Source organism: Dyella kyungheensis, from assembly GCF_016905005.1.
GTDB lineage: Bacteria > Pseudomonadota > Gammaproteobacteria > Xanthomonadales > Rhodanobacteraceae > Dyella > Dyella kyungheensis.
The window spans coordinates 93,937-109,155 of the sequence record NZ_JADIKC010000012.1 but is presented as its reverse complement, the minus strand read 5'-3'; the positions used below and the strand labels follow the sequence as shown (position 1 = coordinate 109,155).

Genomic DNA, 15,219 nt, shown 5'->3' with positions numbered 1-15,219 from the left:
GAAATCCCCTACGCCAAAGGGTCAACGCATCAAGCGTTGAACGAGCTGTTGCTTCCATCGGTGCGACGCGGATTCGCAGCGACATCCTTGGCGCGGCCGTTGAGCACCAGCGTTTGCGCGAGCAGGTCGTGGAGGCCCTGCTTGCGCTGCGTCCAGGCCACCATCAGGAAGCCGAAGCCCAGCATGAGCGCGCTGAGGAACTTGGCGAAGTAACGCCCCGTCGCGCGCGGGAAGCTGATGCGCGTGCCGTCCATGCCGGTGACGCGCAGTCCCAGCGCGAGCTTGCCCAGCGTGCCTTGCCACGCCGAACTTTCCAGCAAGGCGAAATACAGCCACGACACGATGGTCTGCGCGAGGATCGCCGGACCGATCGCATGCAGGTAGGTATCCATCGCCTGCAGCATCAATTGCGGATCGTTGCCGGCGGCGTGGATGGCCTGTGCATAGATGTCGGCAGCCTGGCTGGCGCCGAGCAGGCTGTTCAAGATCATGTTGGGAATCCACAACACGATGCCGTCGATGATGTAAGCGGCCGCGCGCTTCCAGAAACCCGCGTAATCGTCCAGCGCGGCCACGGCGCCAGCGCTCGAGGCCATCGGGGCGGCATAGGGCGGTGCCGGTGGTGGCGAGGAGAAGGCGGGCTCGGCGCGCGGCGGTTCGTCCGGAAACAGCGTTGAAAGCGGTGCCCAGTCGGTCATGCCTTCATGCCAGCCCAGATCGTTCGGGCTCAGCTGGCCGCTCTGCAGCCACTGGCGTACTTCCACTTCCTTGTACGGGCCGTGTCGCTCGCCATCGCGTCCGATCCAAACTTCCATGGTGTGCTCCGAGATCAACCGTCAGACCCGCATGATGCCATGCGGGAGCGATGTCTTGGGCCGCTGGGTGGCCTTGGATCAGGCCGCGTCGCGGCGCTTGAGGTGCACCAGCAGCAGGGAAATGGCAGCGGGCGTGACGCCGCTGATGCGTGCGGCCTGACCCACGGTCTCGGGCAGCACGCGCTTGAGCTTCAGCAGCACTTCGGCCGACAGGCCGCGCACCTTGTCGTAGTCGAAGCTGCTGGGAATCGCGGTCTGTTCGTGGCGGCGCTGGCGTTCGATCTCTTCGCGCTGGCGCTCCAGGTAGCCGGCGTACTTGGTCTGCACTTCCACCTGCTCGGCCACGCTGGCGTTGTCCACGGCGGGGCCAAGCCCATCGACGGTGGTCAGGGTGGCGTAGTCGAGTTCGGGGCGGCGAAGCAGATCGAGCGCGTTCGTCTCGCGGCTCAGCGTGATGCCGAGCGTCTGCGCCACGCTGGCGCCGAGTGCATTGGCGGGCGCGGCCCAGATCGCGGCAAGACGCTGCATCTCGCGTTCCACGGCGTCGCGTTTCGCACGCAGGGCGTCGTAGCGGGCCTGCGGGACCACGCCCAGGCGATGGCCTGTTTCGGTAAGACGCAGATCGGCGTTGTCCTCGCGCAGATGCAGGCGATATTCCGCCCGCGAGGTGAACATCCGATACGGCTCGATGGTGCCATTGCTGGTGAGATCGTCGATCAGCACGCCGATATACGCCTCGTCGCGGCGCGGATACCACGGCGTCTCGCCCTTCACCGCCAGGGCGGCGTTGAGGCCGGCGATCAGGCCCTGCGCCGCGGCCTCTTCGTAGCCGGTGGTGCCGTTGATCTGGCCGGCGAAATACAGGCCGGGGATGGTCTTGGTCTCGAGCCACGGATGCAGGCCGCGCGGATCGAAGTAGTCGTACTCGATGGCATAGCCGGGACGCGTGATGTGCGCCTTCTCGAAGCCCTTGATCGAGTGCACCAGCGCCAGCTGCACGTCATAGGGCAGCGAGGTGGAAATCCCGTTCGGATAGACCTCGAAGGTATCCAGGCCTTCCGGTTCGATGAAGATCTGGTGCGAGCTCTTCTCGGCGAAGCGCACCACCTTGTCCTCGATGGACGGGCAATAGCGCGGGCCCACGCCTTCGATCTGGCCGCTGTAGAGCGGCGAGCGGTCCAGCGAGCCGCGGATCAGTTCGTGCGTGTGCTCGCTGGTGTGGGTGATCCAGCAGCTGACCTGGCGCGGATGCTCGTCACGCGACCCCAGGTACGAGAACACGGGCGCCGGATCGTCGCCGGGCTGTTCTTCCAGGCCGCTGAAATCGATGCTGCGCAGGTCGATGCGGGGCGGCGTGCCCGTCTTCAGGCGCTCGGCCGCCACTGGCAGTTCGCGCAGCTTCTGGGCCAGCGTGCTGGCCGGCGGATCGCCGGCGCGGCCGCCGGCGTACTGCGCGGGACCAATATGGATCTTGCCCGCCAGGAACGTGCCGGCGGTCAGCACCACGCTGCGGGCGCGGAACGACAGGCCCATCTGCGTCACCACGCCGGTGACGCGGCCGCCTTCCAGGATCAGGTCGTCCACCGCCTGCTGGAACAGCTCCAGGTTCGGCTGGGTTTCCACCATCCGCCGGATCGCGGCCTTGTAGAGCGAGCGATCGGCCTGGCACCGGGTGGCGCGCACGGCCGGGCCCTTGGACGCATTGAGCGTGCGCCACTGGATGCCGGCGAGATCGGCTGCGTGCGCCATGGCACCGCCGAGCGCATCGATCTCCTTGACCAGGTGGCCTTTGCCGATGCCGCCGATGGCCGGGTTGCAGCTCATCTGGCCGATCGTTTCGATGTTGTGGCTCAGCAGCAGCGTGCGCGCGCCCGCGCGTGCCGCGGCGAGCGCAGCCTCGGTACCGGCGTGGCCGCCACCGATCACGATGACGTCGTAGGAAACAGGGTGAAACATAGGAAACTGCCCCGGAAGCGCAGATTTGGACCCAATGGGACGCTTATGGTAACTCCGCCGCGGCGTTCCGGTTGTTGGCACGCTTCCTGCTTTTATTTCCCCGCACTTTCCACGGGCAGAAGCTGCGCGGTCAACGCGCGCCGAGGTCGAACGACAGGGGTTCGATCGCGTGCCGGGGAGAGGAAGCAAGAAGGCGCCCCTCGGGGCGCCTTCGCCTTTTTCTGAGCTTCGAATGAGGCGGGAAATCAGCCTGCAAGCGCTCTGAATAAGATCTGGCGCCCGGCGGTCTCAGGAACAGGGGGAATCCAGGATGACCGTGTTGCCGGGCGCCAGAAACCGGAAATGCGTTCTGGCAGCAGTACTGCACTGCGCTAGTGGGTTGAATATTTACCCCTGGCGCGTGAACGTGAAGTGACTAAAACGCCCGTTTGTGCCGAGTCTTGGCACCTCATGACGTACAGCGTCATTCCGTGATCCGCGGCCAAAATGAATGTGATGAAGATCACGTTGCTGGCACGCCCATTGCTTCGTCTCCCATGCCGGAAAAGGCGATTGGTTTGGGGGACTCAGATCATGGATAACAGTTTCGATTTGCAACCGGTGTACCAGCACCACGATCTGTTGATCGAACTTGGCCGCGTCGAAATGGCCATGGACTATCTGGAAGAACGTAGCGAGAACGAACGCCAGGCCTTGCGCCCGCGTCTGCTCTCGCGCATGACCCGCTTGCGCGACGAACTGGCGCAGCTGGCGATCTGATCGCCGCGTCCGCGGGCCGGCAACACCGCTTCATCAGGTTTCATCCTCTCGCAAGACCCCATTACGCCCGGGTGCCCCGTCCAAGGACGGGACGCACTCGGGTGTTTTTCTATGCGGGTACGCCTCAGCCGTGCTGCATGCTGCGCACGATCTCGCCGAGGTTGCGCGAGAGTTGGGGTTGCGCCGCCAGCGACTCGATGGCCGCGCGTGCTGCCGCGTGGCGCGTCGGCTCCAGCCGCTGCCAGCCGTTGAATGCGGTGGCGAGGCGGGCGGCCACCTGCGGATTGAGCGCATCGAGCTGGTGCAGGCGCTGCGCCAGCAGCTGATAGCCGCTGCCGTCGGGGCGATGGAAGCCGTCGGGATTGCCGCGAGCCCACGCGCCGAACAACGAGGTGACGCGATTGGGATTCTTCAGCGTGAAGGCGCCATCGCGCTCCAGTGTCTGCACGCGTTCGATCACGGCGTCGGCCGGCAACTGCGTTTGCACCGAGAACCACTTGTCCATTGCCAGCGGATTGTCGGCGTAGCGTTCGCGGAAGTGCAGCAGCGCCGCATGCGCCTGCGTGGCATTGCCGCGCACCAGCACCGACAGCGCCGCGAGGCGGTCCGTCATGCTTGGCGCGTTGTCGTACTGCAGCGTGGCGAGCGTGTGTGCGTTCCACGGATCGATCGAGGCGATCAGTTCCAGCACGCGGCGCTTCAGGCGGCGCTGTGCCTGGCTTGCGGCATCCAGCTGCAGATTGGTTTGCGCAGCCAACGCGTCGTAGCGCTGCTGCAGGGGTTCGCGGCCGATGCGCAGCGCCAGGTGCTCGTGCAGCTTCAGGCGCAGGGCGTGCACGTGCGAAGGATCCACCACGCGCTCGCGCTCGGCCAGTTCGATTTCACCCGGCGGCGTGAGCAGGTCGGCGAGCAGGGCGTCGTCGATGGCGTCCTCGCCGAACAGCGCGGCCAATGCATTGCACCAGGCATCGAGCGCCTGCGTGGCGTTGCCGTCGCGCAGATTGTCGAACGCGCGCGCCGCCAGCTGCTGGCCCGCTTCCCAGCGATTGAAGCCGTCCACGTCGTGACGCAGCAACAAGGCCAGTTGCTCGGGCGAGTAATCGCATTCGAGGATCACCGGCGCGGAAAAACCGCGCAGCAGCGACGGCACCGGCGCCGATGGCACCTGCTGGAACACGAACGACTGCTCGGCGCGATCGAGCACGATCACGCGCTCGGTGGCGCCCGATGTCTCGGCGCTGTCGTCCGGCAGGTGCAGCGGCATCAAGCGGCCCTCGCCATCGAACAGCGCCAGCTTCACCGGAATCGGCAGCGGCTGCTTGGTCGGCTGGTTGGGCGTGGGCGGCGTGTGCTGCGACAGCGTGAGCGTATAGCTGCGATGCGCGGCATCGTAGTGACCGCGCGCGGTCAGGCGCGGCGTGCCGGCCTGCGCATACCAGGCGAGGTAGGGCATCAAATCGATGCCGTTCGCTTCGCCGAGCGCGCCGAGAAAATCTTCCAGCGTGGCCGCGCGGCCGTCGTTGCGCGAGAAATACAGATCCATGCCGCGGCGGAAACCTTCGCGCCCGAGATGGCCCGCCACCATGCGCACCAGTTCCGAACCCTTCTCGTAGACGGTGGCGGTGTAGAAATTGTTGATCTCGCTGTACTGCGCCGGACGCACCGGATGGGCCAGCGGGCCGGCATCTTCGGGGAACTGCGCGCGACGCAACAAGGCCACGTCCTCGATGCGCTTGAGCGGTGCGGAGTTCATGTCCGCCGAGAATTGCTGCTCGCGGAACACGGTCAGCCCTTCCTTGAGCGACAACTGGAACCAGTCGCGGCAGGTCACGCGGTTGCCGCTCCAGTTGTGGAAATACTCGTGCGCCACCACCGCCTCGACCGCGCGGTACTCGTCGTCCGTGCTCGAATCGGGATCGGCCAGCAGGTACTTCGCGTTGAAGATGTTGAGGCCCTTGTTCTCCATCGCGCCCATGTTGAAGTCGTGCGTGGCGACCACGTGGAACACATCGAGATCGTATTCGCGGCCGTAGGTCTCCTCGTCCCAGCGCATGGAGCGCTCCAGCGCATCCATGGCGTAGCCGCACTGGCCGATGGCGTCGGGCTCGGCCCAGATCACCAGCTGCACCTTGCGGCCGCTATGGGTGGTGTAGTCGTGGGCGATCTTCTGCAGGCGTCCCGCCACCAGCGCGAACAGGTAGCTGGGCTTGGGATGCGGATCGACGAAGCGCGCCCAGTGACGGCCGCCTTCCAGTTCGCCGCTGCCATCGGGATTGCCGCCGGCCAGCAAGACGGGAAAGCGCGCGCGATCGGCGCGCAGCGTCACCGTGTAGCTCGCCAGCACGTCGGGGCGATCGGGGAAGAAGGTGATGTGGCGGAAGCCTTCGGCCTCGCACTGCGTCAACAGGAAGCCGGCCTCGCGCGAGCCGGACAGGTACAGGCCTTCCAGCGCGGTGTTGGCAGCCGGGCGCACGCGCACGCGCGTCTCCAGCACGCTGCCGTCACGCGCGCCATCCACTTCCAGCACGTTGTCCGCGTAGCGCCAGGCGTCGTCGGGCAGCGCATCGCCGTCCAGCGAGATCGACAGCAGCTCCAGGCCTTCGCCATCCAGCCGCAGCGCTTCGTCCTGCGCGGGATCGCGTTGCAGATGAAGGCGCGAGGTGACCTCGGCGGTATCGATGCCCAGATCGAAGGCCAGCTCGATCTTCCCTACGCGCCAGGCCGGCGCCCGGTAGTCGCTGAGCCGGATCAGGGGGGAAGCGGTGTCGTTGCGGTTGCTCATGGGGCCGGAACTGCGGAAGCGGGGGATGAGTCAGGCTAACATGCGGACCTTTCCCAGCAGGACAAGGCAATGGCGGAGTTTCTTGCGGAACGCGGGCAGGTGGGCGAGCACGGCATCGTGGTGCTGACCGACGTGGCACGGGGCCGGCGCGTGCGCATCGCGCGACGCGGTGCCACCGTGCTGAGCTTCGAGGTGCCGTCGCCGGAGGGCGTGCGCAACATTGCCGACGGCTATCGCGATGCCGGCGAGCTCGATACCCGACCGAGTTCGCGCTACGCGATCATGGTGCCGTTCGCCAATCGCATTGCCGACGCCCGCTATGTGTTCGATGGCGTGCCGCACGATCTGCAGCCGGGCATCGAAGGCGCCTCGCGCGCGGCGCGCCACGGCTTCGTGCGTGGCGTGGATTTCGACGTCACGGACCTGCGCGCCGATGCCCAGGGCGCGCACGTCACCTTCGTCACGCAGGCGATTCGTCCTGGCGTTCACCCCGGCTATCCCTTTGCCATCGACCTGGCGGTGAGCTTCACGCTCGATGCGGGCGGACTCGCGCTGGACGTCGTCATGCGCAACGTCGGCGAACGCGCCGCACCGTGTTTCTTCGGCTGGCATCCGTACTTCCGTCTCGCCGATTCGCCCATCGAGGGTTGGGAGCTGCAGATTCCGGCCGACAGCGTCGTGCGCACGGACGAGCAGTTCATCCCCATCGCCGGCGAAGGCGCACGCGCGCCGCTGGAGCAGGCGCCGGAACTGGATTTTCGCCGGATGCAGGCGATCGGTCCGCGCGAACTCAATCACGCGTTCGCCGATCTTCGCTGCGATACCGATGGTCGCGCACGCACGCGACTGCGCGATCCGCAAAGCGGCTTGACCATTGCGGTATGGCAGCCCTCCGGCGTCATGCTGGCCTTTACGGCCGATACGGTGACGCGCGATATCCGCCGCTCGGTGGCGCTGGAACCGATGGAAAGCTGGTCCGATGCGTTCAATCGCCCCGATTGCGCCGACGCCATCCGTCTTGAACCCGGCGCCGAGCGCCGCTTTACCTGTGGCGTGGAGATCGAGAGCCCATGAGTGCTTCATTGAATCGTGCCGCCCTGCCCACCTTTGCACAGGTGCAGGAAGCCGCCGCGCGCATCGCGCCGTATGCCGTAGTGACGCCAGTGCTGCGCAGCGCGGTGTTGAATGCGCTGACCGGTGCGGATCTCTACTTCAAATGCGAAAACCTGCAGCGCGGCGGTGCATTCAAATTCCGCGGCGCCTGCAACGCGGTCTGGTCGATGGACGATGAACAGGCCGTGCGCGGCGTGGTGACGCACTCCTCCGGCAACCATGGCAACGCATTGGCCATGGCGGCCGCTACGCGCGGCATTCCTGCCCACGTGATCGTGCCCGAGGGCGCGGTGCGCACCAAGCTGGCAGCGATCGAGCGTGCCGGAGCGATACTGCACCGCTGCGAGGCGACCCAGGCCGCGCGCGAAGCGAAGGCCGACGAAGTGCAGCGCGCGACGGACGCGGAGCTGGTGCATCCGTTTTCCGATACGCGCGTGATGGCGGGTCAGGGCACGGCCGTGCTGGAATTGCTGGAGCAGAGCGGCGGCGTGGATATCGTGGTGACACCGGTGGGTGGCGGCGGCCTGATCGCGGGCACGTCCATCGCGGCACACGGGGTGGCGCCGCAGTTGCTGATTCACGGCGCCGAACCGACGGGCGCGGACGATGCTGCCCGTTCGCTGGCGGCGGGCGCGCGCGTGGGGCCGTTCGTGCCGGACACGATTTGCGACGGGCTGCGTACGTTGATCGGCGAGACGAATTTCGAGGTGCTGCGGATGCATCGCGTGGAAGTGACCACGGTGAGCGACGCCGAAGTGGTCGCTGCGATGAAGTTGCTGTGGAACGAGTTGAAGCTGGTGGTGGAGACGTCGAGTGCGACGGTGTTGGCGGCGGTGTTGCGGCGGCCTGAAGTGTTTCGGGGGAAGCGGGTGGGGTTGATTCTTAGTGGGGGAAATGTGGATATCGAGGCGTTGCCCTGGTGACGCTTTTCTCCCTCTCCCCGTCGGGGAGAGGGTTGGGGTGAGGGGTCAATCTTGACTCAGTTCCTCTTTATGCCGGCAGCGCCTCAGACCTTCTTGATGAAACAGGTCTTCAGCACCAGCGTCGACCGCCCATCACGGCATTCGACTTCTTCCGGGTTGTCCTCGTCCACGCGGATCGACTTGAAGATCGAGCCGCGCTTGAGTGTCTGGGACGAGCCTTTGACCTTGAGGTCCTTGATCACCTGTACCGAGTCGCCGTCGGCGAGTACGGCGCCGTTGCTGTCCTTGACGTTCATGGGGTGCCTCCGGGGCGATGCAAACCGCGCATGTTAACCGGGCGCGGTGCGCAGGCTGCGTAGGCGCACGCCGCTTACGGCGATCAGCCCGAGCAGGATGAACACGATACCGAAGATTTCCATCCGGCTGGGCTGCTCGTGCAGGATCGCCCACGCCAGCAGCACGCTGACGATGGGCACGCCCAGGCTGGCGACGCTGGCGATGGCGGTCGGCAGGCGCTGCAGCACGATCAGCCACAGGCCCCAGGCGATGCTCGATGCCATGATCACGCTATAGGCAAGGCCGGCGATGAGGTCCCTCGTCCATTCGAACGGACGCTGCGGCACGCACAGCGCGACCACGATCAATGCCAGCGCACCGAACAGCATCTGCCACGCGGTGAGGTTGAGTGGCGTGGGCTGGTGGCGTACGAACACCCGTTTGCTCAGCACCGTGCCCATCGCCCAGGCCAGGCCGGCGCATATCGCGAGCAGGGTACTCTCGGTGCTGCCCAGGCCGTGCCAGGGTTCGATGATGCAGATCAGTCCGATTGCCGCCAACCCGAGGCCCAGCCAGCGGCGCCGGGTCAGCCGCTCGTCGAGGATCATCCACGCCAGCAGCACCGACCAGAACGGCATCGTGTACGCCAACAGGGCCACACGCCCTGCGCCTCCGGTTTCCAGCGCCAGTTGTCCCAAGCCCTGGAAGGCGGTGGTCTGACACAGGCCGATGGCTACAGTGGGCAGCAGCGGTGGCGGCCGCAGCGATTGCCGGCTTACGACCAACGCGCTGAACAACACGAGCGCTCCCAGCGAATAACGGAGGGCGGAAAAGTTGAACGGCCCCGCGTGTTGCAGCACCTGCTTCATCACGATCCAGCTGTAGGCCCAGATCAGGATGGTGGCGAGCAGGGCCAGCAGGGCGCCGCGCGGGACGGAAGGCGGGGTCATGTGATGATGCCTGCAAGATTCGGCTGAGCGTTCAAATGGCGACCTTGTTTGGCGCGTGTGAGTGGGATAGCGTCACGCTTCGCACCGCAACGATGCAGTGGAACGGACATGACTGGAAAAACCGATTGGAGTCGTCTCATAGCCTGTCTTGGTCTCGCTGCATGCGCGGACATGTGGCCGCTTGGACGGGTATTACGTGCCGTGATTCCAACCGGTGAAATGTCTGTGCTCCGTGGCCTGTACATCATTCTTGGTGTCTTGTTGTTGGCAGTGGCGAGTATGCGGTTGCTGGTGAAAGGGTCTACGCGTGGCAAGATGTTCTTGATCGCGGCAGGCCTCATGCTCGTCAACCTGATTCATTTCTACGACTGGCCTGTGTATTCGTACAGGTTGGGTCCCGGTGTGGCGATGGCGCTGGTTGGTGCCGCTTTGGGCTTCTATGCGCGACGCGGTGCCAAGCTCGCCGTAGCGGAAGAACCGCAATGATGGCAACGGCGATCTTGAAACAGCGCTGCCCCTGGGGCAACAGTGAAGACATGCACGACTACCACGACACCGAGTGGGGTACGCCGCTGCATGACGACCAGGCGCTATTCGAGTTCCTCTGCCTGGAAGGTGCGCAGGCCGGCCTGTCGTGGCGCACCATCCTGCTCAAGCGCGACAACTACCGCCGCGTCTTCCACGACTTCGAGATCAAGCGCGTCGCCGCGATGAAGGAGCGCGAACTGGAGAAGGCGCTGCTCGATCCCGGCATCGTGCGCAACCGGCTCAAGGTCTACTCCACGCGCGACAACGCTCTCGCGGCACTCAAGGTCATCGAAGAGTTCGGCAGCCTCGATCGCTACCTGTGGTCGTTCGTCGACGGCAAGCCCATCCGCAACAAGTGGACCGGCCAGGGCGACGTGCCCGCCAGCACGCCGCTGTCGGACCGCATGAGCAAGGATCTGAAGAAGCGCGGCTTCCGCTTCGTCGGCACGACCATCTGCTATGCCTTCATGCAGGCCACCGGCATGGTTAATGACCATGTGGTGAGTTGCTTTCGCTACAAGCAGGTGTGATAAGCCGCGTGCCTCACTATCGGGCGCGCGCAGCCTGACGGAGGTCGCTCGGACCTCCGTCAGCCGGTCGATCAGTTCATGAGCGTCTTGAAGCGCGGATCGGAGATCGCTTTCTTGATCAGGTCCTGCACGGCCGGTCCGAGCGCCTGGGCGGTCTGATTGCAGGCGGTAATGGCGTCGAAACCGCTCTTGAACTCGTACTTGTTCTCGACGGCAAGCGATTGCCCATTGTTGGATTTCAGCGTCAGCGACAGATCCCACCAGCCACTGGTCAAGCCGGCGCTGGAAGAGAAAGCGATCTTGTCCATGCGCCCGTTCAGAACAGCGCTGCCGTCGCCGTAGACGCCGGCGAACTTGAACTCATCGTTGAAGGCCTTGCGCACGAACTCCGGAATCGTGACGCCGTCGGAAGCCTTGATGGGACCCATCAAGCGGCAATTCGCATCGTAGTCTGCGGGAGCATCCAGGGACGCGAGGCTCACCGTCTTGCCTTGGTAGCCCTTGAGAATCATGTCGTTGTCGACCGATACGGAATACCGTGCGGGCGTCATGGTGGAGCAGCCAGACACAGCGAACACCACGCCCAAAAGAGCGAGTCGAATCCTTTTCACGCTTTTCCCCTGTTCTGAGATCACGCACGGACGCAAGCTTCGCACCCGCGCAGCACGGCCGCCCCCCGGCGGCCGCGAGCAATCTAGCGAACCTGATTTCGGAAAGCGAGGTGCTTATATCGAAAGTAATGTCATCCGACAGCCTCTCTTCCGGAGGGCCCATCGACGAGATCAGCGTCGACGCGTGCCGCGCAGGCTGTCGACGGAAAAACTTGCGATCTCGCCGCCGCCCGCGATGCGCCGCGATTGCCCCGGCGGCGGACCCCATGCATGCGCGGTGACCACTTCCCACGTGGCGGGAATGCGGCCGTCGACGCGCATCGTTTCGTAAGCCGCCAGCATGCGCTGGTAATGCTGTTTGCCCAGCAGGTGGCGCTCGCGTTCGCGGTCGGCGTTGGTGGCGCCCAGGCCCTGCAGTTCCTTGAGCAGCATGCGCGGCTCGCTGTAGGTGAGCGTGTAGCGGTCCACGTCGAGCACGGGATCGCGCAGGCCGGCGCTGATCATCGCGTCGCCCAGGTCGTGCATGTCGAGGAAGCGGCTCACGTGCGGCTGCTGATCGGCTTCGGCCCAGGCAGCGCGCAATTCCTTCAGCGTATCGGGGCCAAAGGTGGAGAACACCAGCAGGCCGCCGGGTTTGAGCACGCGCACGCATTCGCCGAACAGTGCCGGCAGATCGTCGATCCACTGGAAGCACAGGTTGGAATGCAGCACGTCGACGCTGTGATCGGGCAGCGGCAGCGACGTCGCTTCGGCGCACACGCGCTGGAAGGGTTTCAGCCAGCTGCTGTGCTTCTTGGCGGCGCGCAGCATTGGCAGCGCCAGGTCCATCGCGATCACTTGCGCCTTCGGATACTGCTTGCGCAGCAATGCCGCGCCGCGACCGGTGCCAGCGCCCACGTCGATCACGCGCTCCGGGGTTTCCAGATAGAAACCCAGACGCTCGAGCAGCAGCGACTGCACTTCGCGTTGCAGGGCGTCGTGCTGCTCATAGGTGTTGGCCGCCCGGCCGAAATTGCGGCGTACCTGCTGGCGGTCGAAATGCGAGTCGGTCATCGAAAGCTGTCCAGCAGCGGCGCCAGTGCGTTGGCGACGTCGCCCGCGTAGCCGAAGAAAGGTGCGTGACCCGCGTGGGCGATTTCCACATAGCTGCCGTGTGCCTGCTCGGCCGACCAGGCCATCGCGGGCGGCGGCACGATGCGGTCGCGACGGCCGACGATCCACGCATTGGGCACGGACAGCGTGGCCAGTTCGGCGCGGCGGTCGGTGACTTCCAGGATGCGGATGCCTTCCTGCAGGACGCGCAGATCGGGTTCGCCACGCTGGAAGATCAGGCTGCGCAGGTGGCGCACTTCGGCCATCGGATCGCGGCTGCCCATCGCTTCGAGGGCGATGAAGCGCTCCAGCGTGCCGTGGTAGTCGGTTTCCAGATCGGTGGCGAGTTGGCGCACCAGTTTCGGGTCGCTGCCGTGCGGCCAGTCGTCGCTGCGCGAGAACTTCGGCGTGCCGTCGATGACGCCGAGCGCGCGAGCGTGTTGCGGGTGCTCCAGTGCTGCCGTCATCGCGATCAATCCGCCCAGCGACCAGCCTATCCAGATCGCCGGCGGCGTCATCCGCGCAATCGCTTCGGCGCAGGCGGAAGGTTCGAGCGGCAGGGTGCTGTCACGCGAGTAGCCGTGACCCGGAAGATCGACCACATGCAGCGTGCAGCGATCGGCCAGCACGTCGCACAGCGGTTCCATCATGCCGCCATGCATGGCCCAGCCGTGCAGGATCACCACGGGGATGTCGCCGTGGCCGTGGGTTTCGATGTGGAGCGTCATTCGCGCTGTGCTCCCTCTCCCCTTTGGGGAGAGGGTTGGGGTGAGGGGCGGGTGCTTGCGGACGGGTTGAACGGAGCGCGCTCTAGCGTGGCCATTTCGCTAGATTGGCCCCTCATCCCAGCCTTCTCCCCGGAGGGGAGAAGGGGCGAAGGCGCCAAGCCCTTGTCCACCGCGCCGCGCTCGTCGAACACGAAACACTCGCCGCGCCAATGGGCGCCATCGGTTTCCTCGAAGTATTTCAGGATGCCGCCCTCCAGCTGGAACACGTGCTCCATGCCGATGTCCTGCATGTGCAGCACCGCCTTCTCGCAACGGATGCCGCCGGTGCAATACGACACCACCGTCTTGTTCTCGTAGCGTGCGCGATCGGCGGCAAGCGCGCCGGGGAATTCGGTGAAGCTGCCGATGCGATAGTCCACCGCGTTGTGGAACACGCCCACGTCGGTTTCGTAGTCGTTGCGAGTGTCGAGCAGCACCACTTCGCGACCATGGTCGTCGTGGCCCTGCGCCAGCCAGCGTTGCAGCGTGGCGGGTGCGACCGACGGCGCACGTCCGCCTTCGGGGCGGATGGTGGGCATGCGCATGGTGATGATCTCCTTCTTCAGGCGCACGCGCATGCGGCCGAACGGCACCTCGTCGGAGATCGACTCCTTCGGCTCCAGCCCGGCAAAGCGCGCATCGCTGCGCAGCCAGTCCATGAACGCATCGATGGGCCCGCGTGGACCGGCCAGGAACAGGTTGATGCCCTCGGGCGCCAGCAGGATGGTGCCCTTGAGTTCAAGCGCCTCGCAGCGCTCGCGAATGCGCTCGCGCAGCTCCGGCAGGTCGTGCAGGCTGACGAAGCGATAGGCGGAAAGATTGATGATGGGCATGGCGGGGAAGGGGTACGGCAAGACCGCCATTATACGGGGCCGACCGCCGGGAGCCGGGACAGCGCCTCCAGCAGCCGATCCACCTGGCCTTCCTGGTGGGCGGCCGACAGCGTGATGCGCAGGCGCGCCTTGCCTGGCGGCACCGTGGGCGGGCGGATGGCGGTGACCAGGAAGCCCTGCTGTTGCAGGGTCTCGGATGCCGCCAGTGCGGCCTGGGCGTCGCCCAGCAGCAACGGTTGGATGGCGGTGGATGAGGGCATCAGCGGCAGGCCAAGCTGAGCGGCGCCCGCGCGGAAGCGTGCGATCAGCGCCTGCAGTTGGTCGCGCCGCCAGGTTTCCGATTGCGCCAGCCGCACGGCGGCCAGCGTGGCGGCGGCCAGGGCGGGCGGCATGGCAGTGGTGTAGATATAGGTACGCGCGGCCTGCACCAGGCCATCGATCAGGGAAGCCGAGCCGGCCACGAACGCCCCGCTGCATCCCAACGCCTTGCCCAGCGTGGCCATCAGCACGGGCACGTCGTGCTGCGACAGTCCGGCCGCACTCACGCTGCCTTCGCCGTGCGCACCCAGTACGCCGAGGCCGTGCGCATCATCGACCATGAAGGTGGCGTTTTCGCGGTGGCACAGCGCAGCCAGTTCGCCCAGCGGTGCGATGTCGCCGTCCATGCTGAACACGCCGTCGGTGGCGAGCAGTGCGGCGGCGTCGGGACGCGTGCGAAGCTGGCGTGCCGCGCCTTCCACGTCGGCGTGCGGATAGCGCTTGAGTTCGCAGCCGGCGAGTTGGGCGCCGTCGAGCAGGCAGGCGTGGTTGAGTTTGTCCTGCGCGCAGAGGTCGTCGCGCTGCAGCAGTGCCTGCATCACGCCGAGATTGGCCATGTAGCCGGTGGAGAACAGCAGGGCGCGTTCGCGGCCGGTCCATGCGGCGAGCGCTTCTTCCAGCGCGGCGTGCGCCGAACGATGGCCGCTGATGAGATGCGCGGAACCGCTGCCTACGCCGTTTTCGTCGGCGGCGCGCTTGAGTGCATCGATCAGCGAGGGATGCTGCGCAAGGCCGAGATAGTCGTTGCTGCAGAAGGAGAGCAGGCGCCGGCCATCGCGTTCCACCCACATGCCGTCGGCACGCGTCACCGTGTGCAGGCGGCGACGCAGGCCGGCCTGTTCGCGCTGTTGCGCGAGGGCGGCGAGGCGGGTGAGCAGGTCAGTGCGCATCGGCTGGAATCACCTTGTGGGAGCGCACCCTGTGCGCGACCGCAGAGCAGTGATGTATCTCTGTCATCGGTGGTCG

Annotated in this window: 15 protein-coding genes; 5 read left to right on the top strand and 10 right to left on the bottom strand. The window is 65.8% G+C overall.

Going from position 1 to position 15,219, the window contains the following annotated elements; translation table 11 throughout:
• Positions 1-29: 29 nt before the first annotated feature.
• Together ISP20_RS20330 and mnmG are read right to left on the bottom strand one after the other, a co-directional pair.
• The gene (locus tag ISP20_RS20330; protein ID WP_204637973.1) at positions 30-815 is read right to left on the bottom strand and encodes an RDD family protein; all 786 of its coding nucleotides are present in this window, start codon (positions 813-815) and stop codon (positions 30-32) included.
• 78 nt (positions 816-893) lie between these two features.
• Complete coding sequence (gene mnmG / locus ISP20_RS20325; RefSeq protein WP_204637971.1) at positions 894-2,771, bottom strand: tRNA uridine-5-carboxymethylaminomethyl(34) synthesis enzyme MnmG; 1,878 nt, start codon at positions 2,769-2,771, stop codon at positions 894-896.
• A 573-nt stretch (positions 2,772-3,344) separates the two neighbouring features.
• On the opposite strand from mnmG, the gene ISP20_RS20320 reads away from it, so the two are divergent.
• Positions 3,345-3,530, top strand: a complete 186-nt coding sequence (locus tag ISP20_RS20320) for a hypothetical protein (protein ID WP_204637970.1) — start codon at positions 3,345-3,347, stop codon at positions 3,528-3,530.
• 124 nt (positions 3,531-3,654) lie between these two features.
• Here the strand turns inward: ISP20_RS20320 and pepN are convergent, their stop codons facing one another.
• Entirely contained in the window at positions 3,655-6,312 is a 2,658-nt protein-coding gene (gene pepN, locus ISP20_RS20315; RefSeq protein ID WP_204637968.1) for an aminopeptidase N, read from the bottom strand.
• Positions 6,313-6,381: 69 nt separating this feature from the next.
• Here pepN and ISP20_RS20310 point away from each other — a divergent pair, with 69 nt between their 5' ends.
• Both ISP20_RS20310 and ISP20_RS20305 read left to right on the top strand, forming a co-directional pair.
• Positions 6,382-7,386 carry an aldose 1-epimerase gene (locus tag ISP20_RS20310; RefSeq protein ID WP_204637967.1) on the top strand — a complete coding sequence of 335 codons (1,005 nt, stop codon included), beginning with the start codon at positions 6,382-6,384 and terminating at the stop codon, positions 7,384-7,386.
• Positions 7,383-8,348 carry a pyridoxal-phosphate dependent enzyme gene (locus ISP20_RS20305; RefSeq protein WP_204637966.1) on the top strand — a complete coding sequence of 322 codons (966 nt, stop codon included), beginning with the start codon at positions 7,383-7,385 and terminating at the stop codon, positions 8,346-8,348. Before ISP20_RS20310 ends, ISP20_RS20305 begins: the two co-directional genes overlap by 4 nt.
• A gap of 83 nt (positions 8,349-8,431) precedes the next feature.
• On the opposite strand, the gene ISP20_RS20300 is transcribed toward ISP20_RS20305, so the two are convergent.
• Positions 8,432-8,644 (bottom strand): alkylphosphonate utilization protein, encoded by a 213-nt coding sequence (locus tag ISP20_RS20300; protein ID WP_204637964.1) that lies wholly within the window; start codon positions 8,642-8,644, stop codon positions 8,432-8,434.
• A gap of 33 nt (positions 8,645-8,677) precedes the next feature.
• The gene (locus tag ISP20_RS20295) at positions 8,678-9,574 is read right to left on the bottom strand and encodes a DMT family transporter (protein WP_204637962.1); all 897 of its coding nucleotides are present in this window, start codon (positions 9,572-9,574) and stop codon (positions 8,678-8,680) included.
• 108 nt (positions 9,575-9,682) lie between these two features.
• Here ISP20_RS20295 and ISP20_RS20290 point away from each other — a divergent pair, with 108 nt between their 5' ends.
• Positions 9,683-10,060, top strand: a complete 378-nt coding sequence (locus ISP20_RS20290; RefSeq protein WP_204637961.1) for a hypothetical protein — start codon at positions 9,683-9,685, stop codon at positions 10,058-10,060.
• Positions 10,060-10,632, top strand: a complete 573-nt coding sequence (locus ISP20_RS20285) for a DNA-3-methyladenine glycosylase I (RefSeq protein ID WP_204638034.1) — start codon at positions 10,060-10,062, stop codon at positions 10,630-10,632. Before ISP20_RS20290 ends, ISP20_RS20285 begins: the two co-directional genes overlap by 1 nt.
• 71 nt (positions 10,633-10,703) lie before the next feature.
• On the opposite strand, the gene ISP20_RS20280 is transcribed toward ISP20_RS20285, so the two are convergent.
• The 5 genes from ISP20_RS20280 to bioF all read right to left on the bottom strand — a co-directional run bounded on the left by ISP20_RS20280 (position 10,704) and on the right by bioF (position 15,143).
• On the bottom strand, positions 10,704-11,183 hold the full coding sequence (locus ISP20_RS20280; protein WP_204637960.1) for a hypothetical protein: 480 nt from the start codon (positions 11,181-11,183) through the stop codon (positions 10,704-10,706).
• 231 nt (positions 11,184-11,414) lie between these two features.
• Entirely contained in the window at positions 11,415-12,296 is an 882-nt protein-coding gene (gene bioC / locus ISP20_RS20275; protein ID WP_204637959.1) for a malonyl-ACP O-methyltransferase BioC, read from the bottom strand.
• A complete protein-coding gene (gene bioH, locus ISP20_RS20270; RefSeq protein ID WP_204637958.1) occupies positions 12,293-13,063 on the bottom strand; it encodes a pimeloyl-ACP methyl ester esterase BioH in 771 nt (256 codons plus the stop codon). Before bioH ends, bioC begins: the two co-directional genes overlap by 4 nt.
• Positions 13,060-13,935: a sulfurtransferase gene (locus ISP20_RS20265; protein ID WP_204637957.1), complete on the bottom strand. Its 876-nt coding sequence runs from the start codon at positions 13,933-13,935 to the stop codon at positions 13,060-13,062. Before ISP20_RS20265 ends, bioH begins: the two co-directional genes overlap by 4 nt.
• Before the next feature lie 29 nt (positions 13,936-13,964).
• Positions 13,965-15,143, bottom strand: coding sequence for an 8-amino-7-oxononanoate synthase (gene bioF, locus ISP20_RS20260; protein ID WP_204637956.1), 1,179 nt, complete (start codon positions 15,141-15,143; stop codon positions 13,965-13,967).
• Positions 15,144-15,219: the final 76 nt, after the last annotated feature.